The sequence below is a fragment of the Mycobacterium sp. NGS59 genome (assembly GCF_059812345.1).
This window is the reverse complement of record NZ_JCALCN010000003.1, coordinates 121,797-142,306: the sequence shown is the minus strand read 5'-3', so window position 1 is coordinate 142,306 and position 20,510 is coordinate 121,797. Positions and strand designations below refer to the sequence as shown.

The following is a 20,510-nucleotide window of genomic DNA, read 5'->3' as shown; positions in this document are numbered from 1 at the left end:
CGGCCGCGCTAGCGTCGGCGTCCGTACCGATCGGCGAGCTTCTGCTCGACGGTCATCGGCTGGTCCGGTGGCGCGGGACCGCCGGTGGGTGCGTCGCGGGACTGAGCCGGACGGACCTGTCTCTCCCGGCGCCGAGCGCGGACCTCGGCATAGACGAAATATGCCAGCGCGGACGGGGCCACGACGCCGAACAGGATCCACTGGATGCCGTAGGACAGAAACGGGCCGGCATCCAGGTGCGGTACCCCGATCACGCCGAGCCCGCCGGGCTGGCTCTCCACCAACTGCAGATACGACCCGGCCAACGGCACCCCGGTCAACGCCGACACCTGACCCGTGCTGATCGAATACACCTGCTGGTAGCCGTCTCTGGTGAACGGCTCCTTGCCCGGCAGGGTCGCCTCGGAATCGCGCAGGCGCGCGGTGATGGTCACCGTGTGATCGGGTGGCCGCGGAATCGGCGGCACGTGCGAGCCGCTCTCGGGCCGAACGTAACCACGGTTGACCAGAACCGTCGGCCCGTCGTCGACGACGAACGGCGCCAGCACCTCGAACGCCTGGTCGCCGTCCACGACGCGGAGTCGGGCCAGCACCCGTACGTCCGGCAGGTAGTGGCCGGTGGCCGTCACCTGACGCCACTGCGCATCCGGGGCCGACGAATCCTGTTGCGGCAACAGTGTTTTCAGCGGTGCGGGCGGCGTGTTCAGCGAATCGGCGATCTGCTGGTTCTCCCGCGACGTCCTGGTGTTCTTGCCCAGCTGCCACGGTGCCAGCACGGTGAAGCACAGGTAGGTGAATGCGATGCACACCAGCCACAGCGCCACCCATCCCGGCCGCAGCAGGAACCCGAGACTGGGAACTCTGCGGGACATCAACCGGATCCGTTCTGCGCGAGTCTCTCGTCGACCCAATCGTGCAGACCGGGCAGCGCGGACTCGATGACCACGAACGCCTCCTCGAAGTCGCTGTGGTCGCCGTAGTAGGGGTCCTCGACGTCGAGCGCGTAAGCCCCCGACCGCGGGTCGAACGAACGCAGCATCCGCAGCCGCTGCTCCTCCACTCCCAGATCACGCAGCAGCCGGACATGGTTACGGCCCAACGCCACCACCAGATCGGCCTGCAGATGTTCGTCGTCGACCTGGGCGGCGCGGTGGTCGGTGGGATAGCCGTGGTCGCGCAGTACGCGCTTGGCCCGCCGGTCGGCTCCCTCACCGACATGCCAGTTGCCGGTGCCGGCGCTGGACACCCGGACGACGTCGCCCAGTCCGCGTTCCTGGATCTGGTGGGCGAACATCTTCTCCGCCATCGGGGAGCGGCAGATGTTGCCGGTGCACACGAACGTCACGTGCAGTTCGTGCTCAGACACCGAGCGCCCTGCGCAGCTCGTCGACCGTCGCGACGTGCGTCACGCCGGTGACGCCGATCCGGTCGGGGAAGTCGGCACGTCCATAACCCCAGCCGACCACCACGGTGTCGATGCCGTGCGCGGCGGCGCCGTCGACGTCGTGACTTCGGTCGCCGACCATCAGTACCCGCTCGGGCAGCGGCTCTAATTGGGTGATGGCGTGCGCCAGGACCTCGGTCTTGGACTTGCGGGAGCCGTCCGCGGTGGCGCCGGCAATGATCTCGAAGTGCTGCTCCACGCCGAAATGGGCGAGGATGCGCCGAGCCGTCGGCTCCAGTTTGGAGGTGGCCACCGCCAGCCGGATCCCGGCTGCCTGCAGGTCGGCCAGCAGCGCCGCGATGCCCTCGAACAGGGTGTTCATCGACCAGCCCCGCGCGCCGTACTCGGCCCGAAACGCGGCGATGGCCTCGTCGGCCCGCCCGTCGAGTTCCATGGCGTGAAACGTCTCGTCCATCGGCGGCCCGACGATGCGGGCCGCCAGGTCGCCGTCCGGGATGGGGGCGCCGATGTGGGTGAGGGCGTGGCGGAAGCTGGACACGATGCCCAGTGCCGAATCGGTCAGGGTGCCGTCCAGATCGAAGATCACCAGCTGCGGCGCCTCGTCCGCGATCGAGCGTGTCACGCCCCTCATTGTCCTAGATGGGTGGCGCAGGGCTGCGCCGGATGTCTGGCCTGGCCGATCGCGCACTAAGGTTTCAGTGATGGCACGTCCAGATCCGAGCGCGTCGAGCCGGCTTGCGCTGGCGCGTTATCACGGTGATCAAGACGTCGTGCCGGGCATGCTGGATTTCGCCGTCAATGTCCGGCACGCGCAGCCGCCGGCGTGGCTGGTGCAGCGGTTGAGCGCGCGACTGACCGACCTGGCCCGCTATCCCGGCTCCGCGGAACTGCACGCCGCCCAGGACGCTGCGGCCGCGCGGCACCGCCGGGCCCGGGACGAGGTGCTGCCGCTGGCCGGCGCGGCCGAAGGGTTCGCGCTGCTGGCCAACCTGCGCCCGCGTCTGGCCGCGCTGATCGCGCCCTCGTTCACCGAGCCGGAGGTCGCCCTGAGCGCGGCCGGTGTACCGGTGCGCCACGTCGTCTTACCGCCGCCGTACACCCTGGACGCCGCTCGGGTGCCGGAGGACGCCGATCTGGTGGTGGTCGGCAACCCCACTAACCCGACGTCGGTGCTGCACACCCGCGAGCAGCTGCTGGCGTTGCGCCGGCCCGGACGGATCTTGGTGGTCGACGAGGCTTTCGCGGACTCGGTTCCCGGCGAGCCGCACTCGTTGGCCGGCGACTCACTGCCTGACGTGCTGGTGTTGCGCAGCCTGACCAAGACGTGGGCGCTGGCCGGGCTGCGAGTGGGCTACGCGCTCGGCGCGCCGGACGTGCTGGCCCGGCTGACCGCCGCGCGCCCGCACTGGCCGGTCGGCACCCTGCAACTGGCGGCCATCGCCGCGTGCTGCGCGCCGCAGGCCGTCGCCGAGGCGGCCGCCGATGCCACGCGACTGATGACATTGCGCGCGGCGATGGTGGCCGGGTTGGAGTCGACAGGTGTGGCGGTGGTCGACGGCTCGGCACCGTTCGTGCTGTTCCGCAGCCCCGCCGCAGAGTCAATACGAAATAGTCTGCGCGACAAGGGAATCGCGGTGCGACGCTGCGACACCTTTGTCGGCCTGGACGACACGTATCTGCGGGCGGCGGTGCGTGCCGAATGGCCCGTCTTGGTCGACGGATTGGTCGAATCCATGGCCGAACTACCGGTCTGCGCGCACAGCGGAGGTACTCGGTGAGCGTGCGGTTGGCCGACGTGATCGGCGTGCTCGACGAGGCGTATCCGCCGCGGCTGGCCGAGTCGTGGGATTCGGTGGGGTTGGTATGCGGTGACCCGGCCGACCCGGTGGAGTCGGTGACCGTTGCGATCGACGCGACCCCGGCCGTCGTCGACGAAGTGCCCGAGGCGGGCCTGCTGCTGGCTCACCATCCGCTGCTGTTGCGCGGCGTTGACACGGTCGCGGCCAACACGCCCAAAGGTGCGCTGATCCACCGGTTGATCCGCTCGGGCCGCTCGTTATTCACCGCGCACACCAACGCCGACTCGGCCGCGCCCGGGGTGTCCGACGCGCTGGCCGACGCGCTCGGCCTCACCGTGGAGGCTGTGCTGGAGCGCTCGCCGGCGGTCGGTGACCTCGACAAATGGGTCATCTACGTGCCGCAGGAGAACTCGGACGCGGTGCGCGACGCGGTCTTCGGTGCCGGCGCCGGACACATCGGGGACTACTCGCATTGCAGCTGGAGCGTCACCGGCATCGGCCAGTTCCTGCCGCACGACGGGGCCAATCCGGCGATCGGCAGCGTCGGCACCGTTGAACGGGTGCCCGAGGACAGGGTTGAAGTCATCGCGCCCAGCAAGTCGCGCGGCGCCGTGCTGGCGGCGATGCGGGCCGCGCATCCCTACGAGGAGCCGGCCTTCGACATCTTCGCCCTGGCGTCACCGCCCGCCGGCACCGGACTGGGCCGGATCGGCACGCTGGCACAACCGGAATCGCTGCGCGACTTCGTCGCCCGCGTCGGCGCGTCCTTGCCGCAGACGTCGTGGGGGGTGCGGGCGGCGGGCGACCCCGACCAGCCGGTGTCGCGGGTGGCGGTCTGCGGGGGAGCGGGGGACTCGTTGTTGAGCGCGGTAGCCGCGGCCGATGTGCAGGCTTACGTCACGGCCGACCTGCGACACCATCCGGCCGACGAACACCGTCGGGATTCGCCGGTGGCGCTGATCGACGTCGCGCACTGGGCGAGCGAATTCCCGTGGTGCGCTCAGGCGGCCGCGGTGTTGCGGTCGCGGTTCGGGGCTTCGCTGCCGGTGCGGGTGTCCCCCCTGCGCACCGACCCGTGGAACCTGAGTGCAAGTGGGGGCGAATGCTGAGAACGAGACCAGGAGACCCGTCATGAAAGCCGAAGTGGCACAGCAGCGTTCGCTGCTGGAACTGGCGACGTTGGATGCCGAGCTGTCCCGCATCGCGCACCGCGCCGCCCATCTGCCGCAACGCGAGGCCTACGAGCGGGTGTATGGCGAGCACACCGCGGCCAGTGACCGGCTGGCCGCGCTGCAGATTGCGATCGAGGACCTGGACGCCGAAGTGTCGCGTCTGGAATCGGAGATCGACGCGGTGCGCAAACGTGAAGACCGCGACCGCTCATTGCTCGCCTCCGGCGCCACCGACGTCAAGCAGCTTTCCGACCTGCAGCACGAGCTGGAGACTCTGCAGCGTCGTCAGGCCAGCCTGGAGGACACGCTGCTGGAAATCATGGAACGCCGCGAAGAGTTACAGGCGCAGCAGGCCGCCGAGGCGAGGACCATCGAGGGGCTGCAGGCCGATCTGGCCGGCGCCCAGCAGGCCCTCGACGCGGCGGTGGCCGAGATCGACCAGACCCGCGGCGAACAGTCATCGCGGCGCGAAGTGTTGAAAGCGTCCCTGGACTCCGAGCTTTCGGCACTCTACGAACGGTTGCGGGCCGGGGGAGGACCGGGCGCCGGACCGCTGCAGGGACATCGGTGCGGCGCCTGCCGGATCGAAATCGGCCGCGGCGAATTGGCCCGCATCACGGCCGCCTCCGAAGACGAGGTGCTGCGCTGTCCGGAATGCGGTGCGATCCTGTTGCGAGTCAAAGGTTTTGAGCGATGAAGGTGGTCATCGAAGCGGACGGCGGATCGCGGGGCAACCCGGGGCCCGCCGGGTACGGCGCGGTGGTGTGGACCGCCGATCACCAGACGGTGCTGGCCGAGTCCAAGCACGCCATCGGCCGCGCGACCAACAACGTCGCCGAATACCGCGGTCTGATCGCCGGTCTGGACGACGCCGTGAAGATGGGTGCCACCGAAGCCTCGGTGCTGATGGACTCCAAGCTGGTGGTCGAACAGATGTCGGGGCGGTGGAAGGTCAAGCACCCCGACCTGGTGGAACTGCACGCCGAGGCGCGGTCGCTGGCGTCGCAGTTCCGCCGGATCAGCTACTCGTGGATTCCGCGGGAACAGAACGCCTACGCCGACCGGCTGGCCAACGACGCGATGGACGCCGCGGCCCAGACCGACCGTCGCGTCGACAAGGTCGCGGTGCCCGTTACCGAAGCGGCCCGCAAAGGTACGACGGAAACCCCCAACGAAATCACTACAGGACCGGGATGGACCGGTGCACGCGGCGTCCCCACCCGGCTGCTGCTGTTGCGGCACGGGCAGACCGAGATGTCGGCGCAACGCCGCTACTCAGGACGCGGCAATCCACCGCTGAACGAAATTGGTTGGCGTCAAGCGGGTTTGGCGGCGCGGTATCTCAGCCAGCGGCGCGGGATCGCTGCCGTCATCTCCTCGCCGCTGCAGCGCGCACATGACACCGCGACGACGGCGGCCAGGGCGCTGGGGGTGGAGGTCATCGTCGACAACGACCTCATCGAAACCGACTTCGGAGCCTGGGAGGGTCTGACCTTCACCGAGGCCGCCGAACGCGATCCCGAGTTGCACCGTCGGTGGCTTTACGACACCGGCACCGTCCCGCCGGGCGGGGAGAGCTTCGACGACGTGCTGCGGCGCGTCCGTCGGGGACGCGACCGCATCCTTGCCACCTATGGTGGCGAGAACGTGTTGGTGGTCTCCCATGTCACCCCCATCAAGTTGCTGCTGCGCATGGCGTTGGACGCGGGTTCGGGCATGCTGTACCGCATGCATCTGGACCTGGCGTCGTTGAGTATCGCCGAGTTCTACCCCGACGGCGCCTCGTCGGTGCGCTTGGTCAACCAGACGGCCTACCTGTAGCCGCCGAGCGTGCAGCCACTGTCAAAATCGAGCCGGTTTTTCGCAGCGGCGACACGCTCGGCGAACCTGCCCGTGGCCCCCTTCGCCGAACGTGTAACCACTGCCAAATCCAGGCCGAAATTTCGCAACAGCGACACGCTCGGCGCTCACCACCACGCCATGTTGTCTTCCACTTGACAATGGGGGCCGGTTTTTCCAGTGGCGGCACGTTCGGCGTGTTGAGAGTAGGTGGCGACAGCTGACACATTTCACGGCAAAGGGAGTACCGTGTTCGTCGCGGACGAGTTGGCCGGGCGGCCGCGGCTCGTGCCTTGTGGTAGCGAGTCGAGGAAAGTCCGGACTTCACAGAGCAGGGTGATTGCTAACGGCAATCCGAGGCAACTCGCGGGAAAGTGCCACAGAGAACAGACCGCCATCCTCGCGGTGGTAAGGGTGAAACGGTGCGGTAAGAGCGCACCAGCATCCCGGGTGACCGGAATGGCTAGGCAAACCCCACCCGAAGCAAGGCCAAGAAGGCCGCACCGAAAGTGCGGCTGCGCAGACGTTCGAGGGCTGCTCGCCCGAGTCTGCGGGTAGGCCGCTCGAGGCACCCGGCAACGGTGTGTCCAGATGGATGGTCGCCGCCGCGCCGCCGTTGGTTACCCCCGCGGCGGCGGGGAACAGAATCCGGCTTACAGGCCAACTCGTCCGCGCAAAGCCTCCGCCGATCCTTCCGACATGATGGTGCTTATGACAGTGAGCGCTTCCGTGAAACGGCCCGCCCGAACATCGATTGCCGTCGCGATGACGCTCGGACTGCTGGCCGCGCTGCTGGTGTCCAGCCCCGGACGCGCATACGCGGCCGACGCCTCCTCGGCCGGTGACATCCTGTCGATCGGCGACCCGGCAGCGCCGGGCCAGATCGAGTTGTATCTGGATCCGCTGTGCCCCCACAGCGGGAAGATGATCCGCGAGCAGGGCAGCGAAATCGGTCGCCGCATCGAGGCCGGCCGCCTGCACGTCAATCTGCGACTCGTCGATTTCCTCGAAAAGTACTCGGCCAGCGGCACTTACGACAGCCGCGCGATCTACGCGTCCTACGTCGTCGCCGATCAGTCCCGGTCGAGCGAGGTCACCTGGCGGTTCATCGAGCAGATCTTCTCCGCCGATCAGCAACCGGAAGAAGAAGGTCCGACGGATCTGAGCAACGATCAACTCGCCGGACTCGCCGAACGTGTCGGCGCGCCGCCGTCAGCACAGGCAATGATCAACCTCGGGTTGCCGATCCCCTACGACCCGCGCGCCATCGCCGCGAACAACCTCGTGTTGCTGCGCGCTCTGCCCCATCCCGGCGTGCCCATGGTCGTCATCGACGGTGAATCGATCGACGGCAACTCCAACTGGCTCGGCCGACTTCCGCGCTGAGCTCAACCTAGTCCGACTAGACTAAGTCGACTAGGCTGGTTTTCATGGCGACGGTCAACATCCACGACGCGAAGACACATCTGTCGCAGCTGCTCACTCGCGTCGAAAACGGCGAGAAGATCACTATCGCGCGGGCCGGTAAACCGGTTGCCGATCTGGTGCCTCACTCCCGTGCCGACATCGCCTTCGGCGGCCTCGCCGGCCAATTCAGCTACGACACAGACCACTTCGATGACACCGACCGCGACCTCAACGCCTTGTTCGGCATCGAATGACCGGGCTCTTGCTGGACACTCACGTCCTGATCTGGCTTCTCGAAGACAACCCGCGGCTGGGAATCGGCGCGCGCGAACGCATCACCGAAAGCCCGGCGGTTTTCGTCTCCGCCGCGTGCACCTTTGAGCTGGCCATCAAGTCGGCGCTCGGCAAGCTGACGCTGCCCGACCACCTCGACGAGGCGATCAGCCGCTCCGGCCTGCAGGACCTTCCGATCACGCGTCGCCACACCCTCGCCTGCGAGATGACCGGGCTACCGCACCAGGATCCGTTCGACACCATCCTGGTCGCCCAGGCGTCCGCGGAGCGGCTCACTTTGCTGACTGCCGACGCGAAACTCCTGACGGCGGTACCCGACGCGATCGACGCCAGGATCTGATGAGCCGCTCAGCGCCGGGCGCGCTTCACCGCCTGGTCCAGCTTGCGCAGCGCGGGGTCCAGCTGCGCGGTGCTGTTCTCGGCCAGATCGCTTTCCCGCTGATAGAGCAGACCGTAGGTGAAGGTGTCTTCGCCGGCGGCGTGCGCGGCGTCGGCCTGGGCTAACAGGTGTTCCCGGCTGACCGCGCTGTCCTGATGGTCGCCGAGCAACGCCTGGATCGCCTTGGCCTGCGCGGCGACCTCGTCGTCCCCGGTGGCCGCGGCGGTGTAGCGCAGCCGCTTGGCGCGTTTGCGGATGACATGCAGCGCCTCGTCCGCATCCTGGCCGGCGTCGTCTTCGGCTTTCTCCGCGGCTTCGGCCTTCTTCACCGCTTTGCGCACCCGCTTGTACGCCGCGTCGATGGTGACGGGCGCAGGTTCCTCGCCGAACGGGGTGACCGGCCGCTTGGCGACCAACGCGTCGAGCGCGTCGAGCAACCGGAAGTACCTCTTGGACCGCATCGCCACCAGCGAGCGTCGCAGCCCGATCTGGTAGCGGCGCCGGGCGCCCTCGACGAGACGCTCCCACACCGGGCCACGCACCAACGCCGCATCGAAATCGTTGAGCGCCTGCTCGTACCGCTCACCGAGCACCTCGGCGTCACGTGCTACTCCCAGCACACCGGCGAGTTCGCGCAGTTCGTCGAGAACCCATGCGCCGTCGGCCAATCCGAACAATTCCTGGGAATCCTTGAGCAGACTGCGGATCTTGCGGGTGATCACCCGCATCTGGTGCACGGAGTCGTAGACGTCGTCACGAACGGCACGATCCCAGGCGACCAGCTCCTCGACGTGCTTGGCAACCGCCCTATGCACCGGATCGGAGGGCGGCGGGGCGCTGGCCGGTTGCGCAGTCTTGTCGAGCACCCGCGCCAGCTTCGACCCGTGCCCGGCCGGCGCTGCCCCGGCGTCCAGCAGCCGATTGCTCAGCCGGTGGAGTAGCTCGTGGTTCGCGGTCTGGTCGGCGGCCTCGTCGGTGTCGAGAATCTCGAGTTCCCATTCGTGCCAATGCTGCTCGTGGGGGTCAGCGTCGTCGGAGCGTTCAGCGGCAGACCAGGCGGTGACGTGGTCGTCGCTGAACTCGGCCAGCGCCGCGCCCTCGCCGTCGTAGAGGACTTGGCGTTCGCGTCGCGTGGTGATGCGCGCGACCGGCTCGACCGGACGGTCACGCACGATGGCCAGCACCACGTCCAGCAACTCGGGCGGCACCGTGTCATCGTCGGATGAGTCCAACGAGGCGTGGATCTCGGTGCGCGAGTCAGGTCCGGCGGGCAACTTCAGATGCCAGCCGGCGTCAGTTCCGCCGGTACGGCGGCGCAGCGTGATCTTGTGGCGCGCCAAGTCCTGCGCCGGGGTGTCGAAGTAGACCGCATCCAGTTCCTGGACCGGCGACTTCTCCACCCGCGCCACCGCCGCGATGCCCTCGAAGGACGGCGACACCGTCGACTCCACCACGTCGAACTTGCGCTCGACCTCCAGATGTCGCGCCGACTTGGGCGCTTTACCGGGCATTTGTTCTCCAGTAAGAGGATCGGGGCGGGACGGGCAACCATAGAGTGCCACACCGGGGTTACGCGGCAGGTTAGCGTGGGTGCCATGACTGAGCAGTCGTGGAACGTCGTGATCGGCGAAGCCGACGAGCAGAGCACGGGCGTGCCGCCGGTGCCGACCACTGTGTACGAAGGCGACGAGGCCGGTGCGCGCGCTGCCTACGACGAGTTCACCGCGAAAGCGGAGGCATCGGGATACCGCTATGTGATGCTGCGCAACATCGGCGAAGTCGTCGACCTGTGGGGCACTCCGCCCGCGGTCGGGTAGCCGCGCCTAGAAGCAGTGCTCTTCGGCGGGGAACGTGCCGCTTGCCACCTCTTCGGCGTATTGGGTTGCGGCGCGCCGTAATTCGCCACCCACGTCGGCGAATCGCTTGACGAAGCGCGCGGCCTTGCCGCCGCTCATTCCGGCCATGTCCTGCCACACCAATACCTGGCCGTCGCAGTTGGGTCCGGCCCCGATTCCGACAGTGGGGATGGTCAGCTTGCCGGTGATCTGGGTGGCCAGTTCGGCCGGCACCATTTCCATCACCACGGCGAACGCGCCGGCTTCGGCGACGGCGATCGCGTCGGCGACGGTCTGTTCGGCGGCGTCACCGCGGCCCTGGACCTTGAACCCGCCCAGGGTGTTGACGCTTTGCGGGGTGAAACCGATGTGCGCCATCACCGGGATGCCGGCGGCGGTCAGGCACGCGATCTGCTCGGCTACCCGCTCACCGCCCTCGAGTTTGACGGCGTGCGCGCCGCCCTCCTTCATGAACCGGGTGGCCGAGGCCAGTGCCGCCGCCGGGCCGGCCTCGTAACTGCCGAACGGCAGGTCGGCGACCACCAGGGCGTGCGGCGCGCCGCGCACCACACCGCGGACCAGCGGGATCAGCTCATCGATCGAGATCGGCACCGTGGTGTCGTAGCCGTACACGACGTTGGCGGCGGAGTCGCCGACCAGCAGCACCGGGATGCCGGCCTCGTCGAAGATCCGCGCGGTGGAGTAGTCGTAGGCCGTGAGCATGCCCCAGCGGTGGCCTTCGGACTTCCATTTCTGCAGGTGAACGGTGCGAATCTTGGGTCGGGGCGCCGAAGCGGCGGCAGCGTTCGAACCGTAGACGTTCTCAGACATCGTTGTCCTAAAGGTGGTCGGGTCGATCCTCGTGGCCCAAATCAGGGTCCCCGGGTTCGTCTGACCCTGCCATTCTGCCATCTGGGACCTGCGGATGCACCGACCGGACCGTGTGAGAAGCGCCATCGCGCGACCTGCGTGCACCGCCGGTACCACCGCGCGAGGGTGCACACATCGCCAACGCCAGCGGCGTGTCGCCGTACCTCTGCGCACGTTCGCGGGGGAGAAGGCGAGCCCGGCAATTGGCCGCTGACCAGGGCCGTGGATGCCCTCTGGCAGCATGGGGAGCCATGTGCCTGAGTCGCCGCGCCCATCTCGCGCGCCTGCTGCTGGTCTGGACCGCTCTGGCCATCGCGGTGCTGACTCTGGCCGGCTGCGTCCACGTGGTCGCCGGGCGCGCACGCATGGCGGAGCCGCGGTTGGGCCAGCCGGTGGTGTGGACACCGTGCCGTAGCTCCAATCCCGCGGCCAAGATCCCCGGCAACGCGATGTGCGGGAAGCTCGCCGTGCCCGTCGACTACGCCCACCCCGACGGCGAGGTGGCGGCGCTGGGCTTGATTCGCTTCCCGGCGACCGGGGACAGGATCGGCTCGCTGGTGATCAATCCGGGTGGGCCCGGGGAGTCGGGCATCGAGGCCGCGCTGGGCATCTTCCAGACACTGCCCAAACGGGTCCACGAACGATTCGACCTGGTGGGCTTCGACCCTCGGGGCGTAGCGGGATCGCGGCCCGCGATCTGGTGCAACTCCGACGCCGACAACGACCGGCTTCGGGCCGAGCCCCAGGTCGACTACAGCCAGGCCGGCGTGGAACGCATGGAGAACGAGACCAAACAGTTCGTGCAGCGCTGCGTGGACAAGATGGGCAAGGGCTTTCTGGCCAACGTCGGGACGGTCGATGTGGCCAAGGACCTCGACGCGATCCGCAACGCGCTGGGTGACGCCAAACTGACCTACCTCGGCTATTCCTATGGCACCCGGATCGGCGCGGCTTACGCCGAGGCGTTCCCGCAGAATGTGCGGGCGATGATCTTGGACGGCGCCGTTGATCCGAACGCCGACCCGATCGAGGCGGATCTGCGCCAGGCCAAGGGCTTTCAAGATGCGTTCGACGACTTCGCCGCCGACTGCGCCAAGGATCCGGGCTGCCCGCTGGGCAATGACCCGGCCAAGGCTGTGGACGTCTACCACGATCTGGTGAACCCGCTGATCGATCCGGACAACCTGACCGTGAGTAGGCCGGCGAAGACGAAAGACCCACGCGGACTGAGCTACAGCGACGCCATCGTCGGCACCATCATGGCGCTGTATTCGCCCAACCTGTGGCACCACCTCAACGACGGGCTGACCGAACTGGCCGACGAACACCGCGGCGACACCATGCTGGCGTTGGCCGACATGTACATGCGTCGCGACTCACACGGTCACTACAACAACTCGACGGACGCGCGGGTGGCCATCAATTGCGTCGACCAACCGCCGATCACCGACCGTGCCAAGATCGTCGAAGAAGATCGCCGCGCCCGCGAGCTCGCCCCGTTCATGAGCTACGGGAAGTTCACCGGCTTCGCGCCGCTGGGCACCTGCGCGTTCTGGCCGGTGCCCCCGACCAGCCGGCCGCACCCCGTCTCGGCCCCCGGGCTGCCGCCGACCATCGTCGTGTCGACCACCCACGACCCGGCCACGCCCTACCAGGCCGGAGTCGACCTGGCCGCGCAGCTCAAAGGCGCGCTGCTGACCTTCAACGGGACCCAGCACACGGTGGTGTTCCAGGGCGACAACTGCGTCGACGACCACGTCACCGCCTACCTGATCAGCGGCACCACACCGCCGGGCGGCGCGACCTGCTGAGTCCTCTCCCGATCCCGCGAGCGTGAATCGCGCGACGGTACAGCGGTGTGTCGCGTCGTGTGATTCCCACTCGGCACAAGGCCGACAAGTGATCAAGGCGTGACCATTCCGCGTCCTGTTGCGGTATCCGAAGGTGAGACGATTTCGGCCATGTTGCGCCTGAGAACGGTGAGCTCGGCGCTGTTGTCGTTCGGACTGGTGTGCTGCGGACAGTCGGTCGCCGGCGCGACTCCCGAGCCCGACAGCGGGCAGACCCCGGTCCCGGCGGCGCCCGCCGCGACGCCACAACAGAGCTGGGGCTCCTGCCGCGACCTCGTCGGAGACACCACCGACATACCCACCGCGCAGTGCGCCACGGTGGCGGTGCCCGTCGACTACGACAAACCCGCCGGAGCGCAAGCGAAGCTCGCGGTGATCCGAATCCCGGCTTCCGGGCAGCGGATCGGATCGCTGTTGGTCAACCCGGGCGGGCCCGGCGCGTCCGCGGTGGACATGGTCGCCGGCATGGCGCCCAACCTTCAAGACACCGACATCGCCCGGCATTTCGATCTGGTCGGATTCGACCCGCGCGGGGTGGGCCACTCGACGCCGGAACTGCGCTGCCGCACCGACGCCGAGTTCGACGCCTACCGGCGCGATCCGATGGTGGACTACAGTCCCGCCGGAGTCGCGCACATCGAGCAGTTGTACCGGGAAATCGCCCAGCACTGCGCAGACCGGCTGGGTCAGGCATTCCTGGCCAACATCGGCACGGCGTCGGCCGCGCGCGACATGGACCTGGTGCGTCAGGCGCTGGGCGACGAGCAGATCAACTACCTCGGCTACAGCTACGGGACCCAGCTGGGCACCGCCTATATCGAGAGGTTCGCACCGCACGTGCGGGCGATGGTGCTCGACGGCGCCATCGACCCGATGATCGGCCCGATCGACCAGACCGTCAACCAGATGGCGGGCTTTCAGACCGCGTTCAACGACTACGCCGCGGACTGCGCGAAGTCGACCGCCTGCCCGCTGGGCACCGATCCAGCCCAATGGGTGAGCCGCTACCACGCCCTGATCGACCCGCTCGTCGCCAAGCCGGGCAAGACTTCGGATCCGCGTGGCTTGAGCTACGCCGACGCGACCACCGGCACCATCAACGCGCTCTACACGCCCCAGCACTGGAAGTATCTGACCAGCGGCCTGCTGGGACTGCAGCGCGGCACCGACGCGGGAGACCTGCTGCTGCTGGCCGACGACTACAACGGCCGGGACAAGCAGGGGCACTACGACAACGGCCAGGATGCGTTCAACGCGATCCGATGTGTCGACGCGCCGACACCGACCGACGCCGCGTCCTGGGTTTCGGCCGATCGGCGCCTCCGCGAGGTGGCCCCCTTTTTGAGCTACGGCCAGTTCACCGGTGCCGCTCCCCGCGACATCTGCGCGTTGTGGCCGGTGCCGGCGACCTCCACGCCGCACACTGCGGCACCGGCCCCGCCGGGCAAGGTCGTCGTCGTCTCGACCACGCACGACCCGGCCACCCCCTACCAGGCCGGCGTCGACCTGGCCCGGCAATTGGGCGGCACACTGATCACCTACGACGGAACCCAGCACACCGCGGTGTTCGACGGCAACAATTGCGTGGACGCGGCCGTGGTCCGCTACTTCCTCGATCTGACGCTGCCGCCACCCAATTTGCGCTGCCAGGGATGAGCACCGCAACGCGTCTGGCGAGGCATCGGTAACACGGATTTAACAGAGCATGCCTAGGGTGCGGGTATGGATCGGCAGAAGGAGTTCGTCCTCCGCACGCTGGAAGAGCGCGACATCCGTTTCGTCCGGCTGTGGTTCACCGACGTGCTCGGGTATCTCAAGTCGGTTGCGATAGCGCCGGCTGAACTCGAAGGGGCCTTCGAAGAGGGCATCGGCTTCGACGGATCGTCGATCGAAGGCTTCGCCCGGGTGTCGGAATCCGACACCGTCGCGCACCCCGACCCGTCGACCTTCCAGGTGCTGCCGTGGGCCGACAAAACCGACCACTACCACTCGGCCCGGATGTTCTGCGACATCACCATGCCGGACGGCTCGCCGTCCTGGGCGGACCCGCGCCACGTGCTGCGGCGCCAGTTGCAGAAGGCCAACGACCTCGGGTTCTCCTGCTACGTGCACCCCGAGATCGAGTTCTTCCTGCTGCAGCCCGGTCCGGAGGACGGGTCGGAGCCGGTGCCTATCGACAACGCCGGATACTTCGACCAGGCGGTGCACGAGTCCGCGTCGAAGTTCCGCCGCCACGCGATCGACGCGCTGGAATTCATGGGCATCTCGGTGGAATTCAGCCATCACGAAGGTGCGCCCGGACAGCAGGAGATCGACCTGCGGTTCGCCGATGCGCTGTCGATGGCCGACAACGTGATGACCTTCCGCTACGTCATCAAAGAGGTGGCGCTGGACGAAGGCGTGCGCGCGTCGTTCATGCCCAAGCCGTTCGGACAGCACGCGGGTTCGGCGATGCACACCCACATGAGCCTGTTCGAGGGCGACGTGAACGCCTTCCACAGCGACGACGACCCGCTGCAACTGTCCGAAGTCGGAAAGTCCTTCATCGCCGGGATACTCGAACACGCCTCGGAGATCAGCGCCGTCACCAACCAGTGGGTGAACTCCTACAAGCGACTGGTGCACGGCGGTGAGGCGCCGACCGCGGCGTCCTGGGGCGCGGCCAACCGCTCCGCGCTGGTGCGCGTTCCGATGTACACCCCGCACAAGACGTCGTCGCGGCGGGTCGAGGTGCGTAGCCCCGACTCGGCGTGCAACCCCTACCTGACGTTTGCGGTGCTGCTGGCCGCCGGACTGCGCGGCGTGGAGAAGGGTTACGTGCTGGGCCCGCAGGCCGAGGACAACGTCTGGGACCTCACACCCGAGGAACGCCGCACCATGGGCTACCGCGAACTGCCGTCCAGTCTGGACAACGCATTGCGTGCCATGGAATCCTCCGAGCTGGTCGCGGAGGCGTTGGGGGAGCACGTATTTGACTTCTTCTTGCGCAACAAGCGCGCGGAGTGGGCCAACTACCGCAGCCACGTCACGCCGTTCGAGCTGCGCTCCTACCTGTCGCTGTAGCTGATCGGCGACCGACAGGCCCACTGCGCTACCGTCATTGTCGTGGGCGCCACTCCTCATCGCTTCGCTCTGCATTGTCGTCGGCGCGTGTCGTGACCAAGCCGACGACGCAGCGACCCAAGCTGCCCAGCGTCGGCCGTCTCGGACTGGTGGACCCGCGAGCCGGTGCTCAGCTGTCCCAACTGGGGTGGGACCGCCACGACGACCAGGCGCACGTCGATCTGCTCTGGTCGCTGTCCCGCGCGCCGGACGCCGACGCTGCGTTGCGTGCGCTGATCCGGCTCTCGGAGAATCCCGACGCCGACTGGGACGAACTGAACGCGGCACTGCTGACCGAGCTCGGCCTGCGCGGTCGGTTGTTCGCGGTGCTGGGTTCCTCACTGGCGCTGGGAGATCATCTGATCGCCAACGCCCAGTCGTGGAAACTGTTGCGGGGCAAGGTCGAACTGCCGTCCCGCGCCGAGTTGCGCGCGGCGTTCCTGGAATGCGCCGAGGAATCCTCGGGCGCGCCCGCTACGGTCGTGCACCGGTTGCGGGCGAAGTACCGCGATCAACTGTTGGTCCTGGCCGCGCTGGATTTGGCCGCGACGGTGGAGGACGAGCCGGTGCTGCCGTTCACCACGGTCGCCGCGCAGCTCTCCGACACCGCCGACGCCGCCCTGGCGGCCGCGTTGCGCGTGGCCGAGAACACGGTGTGCGGCGACCGCACAGCACCGCGGCTGGCCGTCATCGCGATGGGCAAATGCGGTGCGCGCGAACTGAATTACGTCAGCGACGTGGACGTGATCTTCGTCGGCGAGCGTGCCGACCCGATCAGCAACCGCGTCGCCGGGGAGATGATGCGGCTGGCGTCGGAGGCGTTCTTCGAAGTCGACGCGGGGCTACGCCCGGAGGGTCGCAGCGGTGAACTGGTCCGGACGCTGGAGTCGCACGTCGCGTACTACCAGCGTTGGGCCAAGACCTGGGAGTTCCAGGCGTTGATGAAAGCCCGGCCCGCGGCCGGGGACCCCGAACTCGGCGAGCGATACCTCGAAGCGTTGATGCCGATGGTGTGGACCGCCTGCGAGCGCGAGGATTTCGTGCCCGAGGTGCAGGCCATGCGGCGCCGGGTGGAACAGCTGGTGCCCGCCGACATCCGCGGCCGTGAGCTCAAACTCGGCAGCGGCGGGTTGCGTGACGTGGAGTTCGCCGCGCAACTGCTGCAGTTGGTGCACGGCCGCAGCGACGACTCGCTGCACGTCGCCTCCACGGTGGACGCGCTTACGGCGTTGGGTGAGGGCGGCTACATCGGGCGCGAGGATACGGCGAACATGATCGCCTCCTACGAGTTCCTGCGACTGCTCGAGCACCGGCTGCAACTGCAGCGGCTCAAGCGCACCCATCTGCTGCCCGAGCCCGACGACGACGAGGCGGTGCGCTGGCTGGCCCGCGCGGCGCACATCCGCCCCGACGGACGCCACGACGCGGCCGGGGTGTTGCGCGAGGAACTCAAGCACCAGAACGTCCGGGTCTCCCGGCTGCACGCCAAGTTGTTCTATCAGCCGCTGCTGGAGTCCGTCGGCCCGGCCGGGCTGGAGATCGCCGGCGGCCGCATGACCCCGGAGGCCGCGGCGCGTCAATTGGGCGCGCTGGGTTACGAGGCGCCGCAGATCGCGCTGAAGCACATGTCGGCGCTGGTCAACCTCAGCGGCCGGCGCGGCCGGGTGCAGTCGGTGCTGATGCCGCGACTGCTGGACTGGCTGTCCTACGCGCCCGACCCCGACGGCGGGCTGCTGGCCTACCGCAAACTCAGCGAGGCGCTGGCCGCCCAGACCTGGTACCTGGCGACGCTGCGCGACAAACCGACCGTGGGCCGGCGTCTCATGCATGTGCTCGGCACGTCGGCGTTCGTGCCCGACCTGTTGATGCGAGCACCGGAGGTCATCCAGTCCTACGGAGACGGCGCGTCCGGGCCCAAGCTGCTCGAGACCGAACCGGTGGCGGTGGCACGCGCGCTGGTCGCCTCGGCGGGACGCTACAGCGACCCGGCGCGTGCCGTCAGCTCCGCGCGGACGCTGCGCCGTCGCGAGCTGGCCCGCATCGGCTCGGCGGACCTGTTCGGGATGCTCGAAGTCCGGGAGGTGTGCGCCGCGCTGACCTCGATCTGGGTCGCCGTGCTGCAGGCCGCGCTCAATGCGGTGGTGCGCGCCAACCTGCCCGAGGACGGGCGCGCGCCGGCGGCGCTTGCGGTCATCGGGATGGGTCGGCTGGGTGGCGCGGAACTGGGCTACGGCTCGGATGCCGACGTGATGTTCGTCTGCGAGCCGACCGCGGGTGTGCCGGACTCCCAGGCGGTGAAGTGGGCGACGACGGTCGCCGAGCAGGTCCGCAAGCATTTGGGGACGCCCAGCGTGGATCCGCCGCTGGAGGTCGACGCCAACCTGCGGCCGGAGGGCCGCAACGGCCCGCTGGTGCGCACCCTGGCCTCGTACGAGGCCTACTACGCGCAGTGGGCGCAGCCGTGGGAGGTGCAGGCCCTGCTGCGTGCGCACGCGGTGGCCGGCGACCCGGAGCTGGGCAGACGGTTCCTGCTGATGATCGACAAGACGCGCTATCCCGCGCACGGGGTGTCGGCCGAGACGGTGCACGAGATCCGCCGGATCAAGGCGCGCGTGGAGTCCGAGCGGTTGCCGCGCGGCGCCGACCCGAACACCCACACCAAGCTGGGCCGCGGTGGCCTGGCCGACATCGAGTGGACCGTGCAGCTGCTACAACTGCAGCACGCCCACGAGATCGAAGCCCTGCACAACACTTCGACGTTGCAGTCACTGGACGTGATCGCCGAGACCGGTCTGGTCGACCACGACGAGGTCGACCTGTTGCGGCAGGCGTGGCTGACCGCCACCGCCGCCCGCAACGCGCTGGTGCTGGTCCGGGGCAAGCCCACCGACCAGCTGCCCGGACCGGGACGTCAGCTCAACGCCGTGGCGGTCGCCGCCGGGTGGCACAACGACGACGGCGGAGAGTTCTTGGACAACTATCTTCGGGTGACGCGACGGGCGAAAGCGGTGGTGCGCAAGGTGTTCGGCAGTTGAGTCAGGAGATGGGGGCGCTGGGCGGCGTCGACTTCGAGGAGTTGAGCGCCGCGGAGGCGGGCCGGGTGACCGCCTTGTATGCGCCGCTGGCGCAGGCCGTCCGGGAACTCTTGGACGCGACCATCCGCACCGAGGCTGACGACGACGCCGTCGCTGCGGCGACGGCCGCGATCGCGTCGGTCACCGAATCGCTGCGGCAACGAACCCGCCCCGGCAGGGTCAGCTACCGCGTCGGCGACCGTCCCCTGCCGTTGGGCAATGCCGTTGTGGGCGTGTGCAATCCGATCGCGCCACCGATCGTCGTGCAGCACGAAGGCGGTGGGAGGTGCTGGTCCGAATTCGTCCTCGGCTGCGCCTACGAGGGTCCACCCACACTGGTGCACGGCGGCGTCAGCGCGTTGGTGCTCGACCACATGCTCGGCGAGGCGGCCAGCGAGGGACTCTCCAAGCCGCGCTTCACCGGGACCATCACGGTGAAGTATCTGCGCGGCACTCCGCTGGGGCCGCTGCGTTGCGACGCCTGGATCGAACGCAAAGAGGGCGTCAAAGTGTTTGCGCGGGGCACCATTTCGGATGCCACAGGTGTCACGGTCGAAGCCGACGGTGTCTTCATCGAGCCTTCTTGGGTGAGGAACGGGCAGTGAAGTTCTACGTCAGCAGCGCGTTCCTGAACACCCCGGAGATCATCGAAATAGCCAAGGCCGCAGACGAACTCGGCTACGACGGCATCGGCATCCCCGACCACGTCGTCAACCTGGAGACGCTGCAGACCCCGTACCCGTACACCAAGGACGGGCAACGACGCTGGCAGCCGTTCACCGACTGGCCCGATCCCTGGGTTCTCATCGGTGCGCTCGCACAGGTCACCACGCGGCTGAAATTCGTCAACACGGTCTACATCCCGGCGATGCGCAATCCCTATTCGGCGGCCAAAGCCATTGGCACCGCAGGTGTTTTGGCCTCCGGCCGGGTGGAGTTAGGTATCGGCGTGGGCTGGTGCCGCGAAGAGTTCACCCTGATGGGGGAGCAGTTCGAGGCGCGCGGCAAACGCACCGACGAGATGATCGAGTTGATGCGGGCGCTATGGCAACCGGGCTGGACCGAATTCGACGGCCGGTTCTACCAGGCGCCGCGCCTGGAGATGCAGCCGACGCCGCCGCCGATACCGGTGTACGTCGGCGGCCTCAGCGACATCGCGCTGCGCCGCGCCGCCCGCCACGACGGTTGGATCGGGGATCTGATCAAGACCGAGCGTGCCGTGGAAGCCGTCGTCCGGCTGCGCCAGCTGCGGGACGAAAACGGTTTGTCCATGGACGGTTTCACGGTCCTGACCCCGCTGACCGACGCGTTCACCGCCGCCGACTACCGGCGCGCCGAGGAGGCCGGCATCACCGGCATCATCACCATGCCGTGGATGTTCTACAGCGGCCCGGATGCGTCGCTGTCGGACAAGATCGACGGCATGCGGCGCTTCCGCAAGGATCTGGGTCTCGACGGGTGATGATCATCGGGCGCCGCCCGAA

At 68.2% G+C, this 20,510-nt stretch carries 19 protein-coding genes and 1 other RNA gene; 15 read left to right on the top strand and 5 right to left on the bottom strand.

Annotation, left to right across the window (positions count from 1 at the left end):
* Positions 1–8 precede the first annotated feature (8 nt).
* The 3 genes from AC5Y46_RS05785 to AC5Y46_RS05775 are packed head-to-tail and all read right to left on the bottom strand — an operon-like array spanning position 9 to position 1,991.
* Positions 9–872 carry an SURF1 family cytochrome oxidase biogenesis protein gene (locus tag AC5Y46_RS05785; protein ID WP_499990350.1) on the bottom strand — a complete coding sequence of 288 codons (864 nt, stop codon included), beginning with the start codon at positions 870–872 and terminating at the stop codon, positions 9–11.
* Positions 872–1,366, bottom strand: coding sequence for a low molecular weight protein-tyrosine-phosphatase (locus tag AC5Y46_RS05780; RefSeq protein ID WP_499990349.1), 495 nt, complete (start codon positions 1,364–1,366; stop codon positions 872–874). The genes AC5Y46_RS05785 and AC5Y46_RS05780 overlap by 1 nt, the downstream gene beginning before the upstream one ends.
* On the bottom strand, positions 1,359–1,991 hold the full coding sequence (locus tag AC5Y46_RS05775; protein WP_499990479.1) for an HAD-IA family hydrolase: 633 nt from the start codon (positions 1,989–1,991) through the stop codon (positions 1,359–1,361). The genes AC5Y46_RS05780 and AC5Y46_RS05775 overlap by 8 nt, the downstream gene beginning before the upstream one ends.
* 115 nt (positions 1,992–2,106) lie before the next feature.
* Between AC5Y46_RS05775 and cobC the strand changes: the two genes are divergently transcribed.
* From cobC to AC5Y46_RS05735, 8 genes are all read left to right on the top strand, one after another.
* Entirely contained in the window at positions 2,107–3,183 is a 1,077-nt protein-coding gene (cobC, locus tag AC5Y46_RS05770) for an Rv2231c family histidinol phosphate aminotransferase CobC (RefSeq protein ID WP_499990348.1), read from the top strand.
* Positions 3,180–4,313, top strand: coding sequence for a Nif3-like dinuclear metal center hexameric protein (locus tag AC5Y46_RS05765; protein ID WP_499990347.1), 1,134 nt, complete (start codon positions 3,180–3,182; stop codon positions 4,311–4,313). The genes cobC and AC5Y46_RS05765 overlap by 4 nt, the downstream gene beginning before the upstream one ends.
* 22 nt (positions 4,314–4,335) lie before the next feature.
* A complete protein-coding gene (locus AC5Y46_RS05760; RefSeq protein ID WP_499990346.1) occupies positions 4,336–5,073 on the top strand; it encodes a zinc ribbon domain-containing protein in 738 nt (245 codons plus the stop codon).
* On the top strand, positions 5,070–6,197 hold the full coding sequence (locus AC5Y46_RS05755) for a bifunctional RNase H/acid phosphatase (RefSeq protein WP_499990345.1): 1,128 nt from the start codon (positions 5,070–5,072) through the stop codon (positions 6,195–6,197). The genes AC5Y46_RS05760 and AC5Y46_RS05755 overlap by 4 nt, the downstream gene beginning before the upstream one ends.
* 281 nt (positions 6,198–6,478) lie before the next feature.
* Positions 6,479–6,887, top strand: an RNA gene (rnpB, locus tag AC5Y46_RS05750) — RNase P RNA component class A.
* A 93-nt stretch (positions 6,888–6,980) separates the two neighbouring features.
* On the top strand, positions 6,981–7,601 hold the full coding sequence (locus AC5Y46_RS05745) for a DsbA family protein (protein WP_499990478.1): 621 nt from the start codon (positions 6,981–6,983) through the stop codon (positions 7,599–7,601).
* 44 nt (positions 7,602–7,645) lie between these two features.
* Positions 7,646–7,876: a type II toxin-antitoxin system Phd/YefM family antitoxin gene (locus AC5Y46_RS05740; RefSeq protein WP_499990344.1), complete on the top strand. Its 231-nt coding sequence runs from the start codon at positions 7,646–7,648 to the stop codon at positions 7,874–7,876.
* Positions 7,873–8,256 (top strand): type II toxin-antitoxin system VapC family toxin, encoded by a 384-nt coding sequence (locus tag AC5Y46_RS05735; RefSeq protein ID WP_499990343.1) that lies wholly within the window; start codon positions 7,873–7,875, stop codon positions 8,254–8,256. The genes AC5Y46_RS05740 and AC5Y46_RS05735 overlap by 4 nt, the downstream gene beginning before the upstream one ends.
* An 8-nt stretch (positions 8,257–8,264) precedes the next feature.
* On the opposite strand, the gene AC5Y46_RS05730 is transcribed toward AC5Y46_RS05735, so the two are convergent.
* On the bottom strand, positions 8,265–9,806 hold the full coding sequence (locus tag AC5Y46_RS05730) for a CYTH and CHAD domain-containing protein (RefSeq protein WP_499990342.1): 1,542 nt from the start codon (positions 9,804–9,806) through the stop codon (positions 8,265–8,267).
* Positions 9,807–9,890: 84 nt separating this feature from the next.
* On the opposite strand from AC5Y46_RS05730, the gene AC5Y46_RS05725 reads away from it, so the two are divergent.
* Positions 9,891–10,112 (top strand): hypothetical protein, encoded by a 222-nt coding sequence (locus tag AC5Y46_RS05725; protein ID WP_499945696.1) that lies wholly within the window; start codon positions 9,891–9,893, stop codon positions 10,110–10,112.
* 6 nt (positions 10,113–10,118) lie between these two features.
* Here AC5Y46_RS05725 and panB read toward each other — a convergent pair whose 3' ends face one another.
* Positions 10,119–10,961, bottom strand: a complete 843-nt coding sequence (gene panB / locus AC5Y46_RS05720) for a 3-methyl-2-oxobutanoate hydroxymethyltransferase (protein ID WP_499990340.1) — start codon at positions 10,959–10,961, stop codon at positions 10,119–10,121.
* 290 nt (positions 10,962–11,251) lie between these two features.
* Here panB and AC5Y46_RS05715 point away from each other — a divergent pair, with 290 nt between their 5' ends.
* The 6 genes from AC5Y46_RS05715 (at position 11,252) to AC5Y46_RS05690 (ending at position 20,488) form a co-directional block, all read left to right on the top strand.
* Positions 11,252–12,811 carry an alpha/beta hydrolase gene (locus AC5Y46_RS05715; RefSeq protein ID WP_499990339.1) on the top strand — a complete coding sequence of 520 codons (1,560 nt, stop codon included), beginning with the start codon at positions 11,252–11,254 and terminating at the stop codon, positions 12,809–12,811.
* A gap of 141 nt (positions 12,812–12,952) precedes the next feature.
* Entirely contained in the window at positions 12,953–14,506 is a 1,554-nt protein-coding gene (locus tag AC5Y46_RS05710) for an alpha/beta hydrolase (RefSeq protein WP_499945755.1), read from the top strand.
* 66 nt (positions 14,507–14,572) lie between these two features.
* Positions 14,573–15,913 (top strand): type I glutamate--ammonia ligase, encoded by a 1,341-nt coding sequence (glnA, locus tag AC5Y46_RS05705; RefSeq protein ID WP_499945700.1) that lies wholly within the window; start codon positions 14,573–14,575, stop codon positions 15,911–15,913.
* Positions 15,914–15,987: 74 nt separating this feature from the next.
* Positions 15,988–18,987, top strand: a complete 3,000-nt coding sequence (locus AC5Y46_RS05700) for a bifunctional [glutamine synthetase] adenylyltransferase/[glutamine synthetase]-adenylyl-L-tyrosine phosphorylase (protein ID WP_499990338.1) — start codon at positions 15,988–15,990, stop codon at positions 18,985–18,987.
* Positions 18,984–19,631, top strand: coding sequence for a PaaI family thioesterase (locus tag AC5Y46_RS05695; protein WP_499990337.1), 648 nt, complete (start codon positions 18,984–18,986; stop codon positions 19,629–19,631). The genes AC5Y46_RS05700 and AC5Y46_RS05695 overlap by 4 nt, the downstream gene beginning before the upstream one ends.
* Positions 19,628–20,488, top strand: a complete 861-nt coding sequence (locus tag AC5Y46_RS05690; protein ID WP_499990336.1) for a TIGR03619 family F420-dependent LLM class oxidoreductase — start codon at positions 19,628–19,630, stop codon at positions 20,486–20,488. The genes AC5Y46_RS05695 and AC5Y46_RS05690 overlap by 4 nt, the downstream gene beginning before the upstream one ends.
* The last annotated feature ends 22 nt before the right edge of the window (positions 20,489–20,510 follow it).